The sequence below is a fragment of the Rhodococcus sp. R1101 genome, from assembly GCF_000278445.1.
Taxonomy (GTDB): Bacteria; Actinomycetota; Actinomycetes; order Mycobacteriales; family Mycobacteriaceae; genus Rhodococcus; species Rhodococcus gordoniae.
In genome coordinates this window covers 1-2,375 of record NZ_AJVB01000551.1, presented here as the reverse complement: position 1 = coordinate 2,375, position 2,375 = coordinate 1, and the positions used below count along the sequence as shown (strand labels likewise).

The window sequence follows — 2,375 nt, the reverse complement described above, 5'->3', positions numbered from 1 at the left end:
CTGGAACGAATCCCAGTGCTGACCCTTGTCGTCCTCCGGGTTGAACCGAGCGATCTTGAGGGTGACCATCGTCGCGCCCTCGGGCACGGGTGGCAGGGTCGAAGCGCCCGCGTCGGTCTTCTCGATGGTAGTCATCAGTACTTACGCTCCATGGGCTCGTACCGGGTCTGGACCACCGGCTTGTAGTCCAGGCGAATGTCGGAGATCAGGTCCTCGCCCACCTTGTACGCCATGGTGTGCTGGAGGAAGTTCTCGTCGTCGCGCTTCGGGTAGTCCTCGCGGGCGTGGCCGCCACGCGATTCCTTGCGGTTCAGAGCGCCGACGACCGTCACCTCGGCCATCTCGAGGAGGAAGCCGAGCTCCACGGCCTCGAGCAGGTCGCTGTTGTAGCGCTTGCCCTTGTCGTGGACGGTGATCTCCTTGTAGCGCTTCTTCAGCTCGTGGATGTCGTTGAGTGCCTGCGTCAACGTCTCCTCGGTGCGGAACACCGACGCGTTGTTGTCCATCGTCTGCTGCAGCTCGGTGCGGATGTCGGCGACCCGCTCCTTGCCACCCTGATGCAGGATCAGGTCGAGCCAGTCGTCGACGTACTTCGTCGGCTGCTCCGGCATCTCGACGTGCTTCGTGCTGTTGGCGTACTCCGCAGCGGCGATACCCGCGCGGCGACCGAAGACGTTGATGTCGAGCAGCGAGTTGGTGCCGAGACGGTTGGCGCCGTGGACGGACACGCACGCGCACTCGCCGGCCGCGTACAGGCCGGGCACGACGTTCTCGTTGTCGCGCAGGACCTCGCCGTCGACGTTGGTCGGGATACCGCCCATGACGTAGTGGCAGGTCGGGTACACGGGCACGAGCTCGGTGACGGGGTCGACGCCGAGGTAGGTGCGGGAGAACTCGGTGATGTCGGGCAGCTTCTCCTCGAGGACGTCCTCGCCGAGGTGGGTCACGTCGATGTAGACGTAGTCCTTGTTCGGTCCGGCGCCGCGGCCCTCGAGCACCTCGAGCACCATCGACCGGGCGACGATGTCGCGCGGTGCGAGGTCCTTGATGGTGGGGGCGTAGCGTTCCATGAACCGTTCGCCGTCGGCGTTGCGGAGGATACCGCCCTCACCCCGCACGGCCTCCGAGATGAGGATGCCGAGACCGGCCAGACCCGTGGGATGGAACTGGTGGAACTCCATGTCCTCGAGCGGCAGGCCCTTGCGGAAGATGATGCCGAGGCCGTCACCGGTGAGGGTGTGGGCGTTCGACGTCGTCTTGTACATACGGCCCGAGCCGCCCGTCGCGAAGACGATCGCCTTGGCGTGGAAGACGTGGATCTCGCCGGTCGCGAGCTCGTACGCGATGACACCCGTCGCGACGGGACCGTTCTCGGTCTCGGTCAAGGTGATGTCGAGCGCGTAGAACTCGTTGAAGAACTCCACGTCGTGCTTGACGCAGTTCTGGTACAGCGTCTGCAGAATCATGTGGCCGGTGCGGTCGGCGGCGTAGCACGCGCGACGGACCGGAGCCTTACCGTGGTCGCGGGTGTGACCACCGAAGCGGCGCTGGTCGATCTTGCCCTCGGGCGTCCGGTTGAACGGAAGGCCCATCTTCTCGAGATCGAGAACGGCGTCGATGGCCTCCTTGGCCATGATCTCCGCGGCGTCCTGGTCGACCAGGTAGTCGCCACCCTTGACGGTGTCGAAGGTGTGCCACTCCCAGTTGTCCTCTTCGACGTTCGCGAGGGCGGCGCACATGCCACCCTGAGCGGCGCCGGTGTGGCTGCGGGTGGGGTAGAGCTTCGTGAGCACTGCGGTGCGCGCACGCGGGCCGGCTTCGATGGCCGCACGCATGCCGGCGCCGCCGGCGCCGACGATGACTACGTCGTAACGATGTTCCTGCATGAAGGTTCGGCTCCCCTAGCTCGCCGTGATGTTCGGGTCGAAGGTGAAGATCACGTAGGTGCCCAGGCCCATGATCAGGATCATCGACACGACGAGGATCGTGTTGAGCCAGAACCGGGTGGAGTCCTTACGTGCGTAGTCGGCGATGACGGTGCGCAGACCGTTACCGCCGTGGAGCTGTGCGAGCCACAGCATCGACAGGTCCCAGATCTGCCAGAAGGGGCTGGACCAGCGGCCCGCGACGAACGCGAAGTTGATGCGGTGCACGCCCTCGTCGAGCATCAGCATGATGAACAGGTGACCGAGGACCAGGATGATCAGGGCGAGGCCGGACAGGCGCATGAACAACCAGGCGTAGAGCTCGAAGTTGTTCTTCGCGGCACGCCGCGGCGAACGTGGGTTGTCCAGACCGGCGGGCCGGTCGTATTCCTTACCGAGGGTCTTCGCTTCGGTCATGTCAGTGCCCCGCAAAAGTGTTGAAGAGGATGC

At 64.9% G+C, this 2,375-nt stretch carries 2 protein-coding genes and 1 pseudogene; all 3 read right to left on the bottom strand.

The features are described 5' to 3' along the window. Positions 1 to 135, bottom strand: a pseudogene (locus R1101_RS30395) (succinate dehydrogenase iron-sulfur subunit); the annotation flags it as partial. Further along, positions 135 to 1,886, bottom strand: a complete 1,752-nt coding sequence (gene sdhA / locus R1101_RS0121405; RefSeq protein WP_016935300.1) for a succinate dehydrogenase flavoprotein subunit — start codon at positions 1,884 to 1,886, stop codon at positions 135 to 137. The pseudogene R1101_RS30395 and the gene sdhA, both read right to left, overlap by 1 nt. Positions 1,887 to 1,901: 15 nt before the next feature. Next, entirely contained in the window at positions 1,902 to 2,342 is a 441-nt protein-coding gene (locus R1101_RS0121400) for a succinate dehydrogenase hydrophobic membrane anchor subunit (protein WP_016935299.1), read from the bottom strand. Between the last annotated feature and the right edge of the window lie 33 nt (positions 2,343 to 2,375).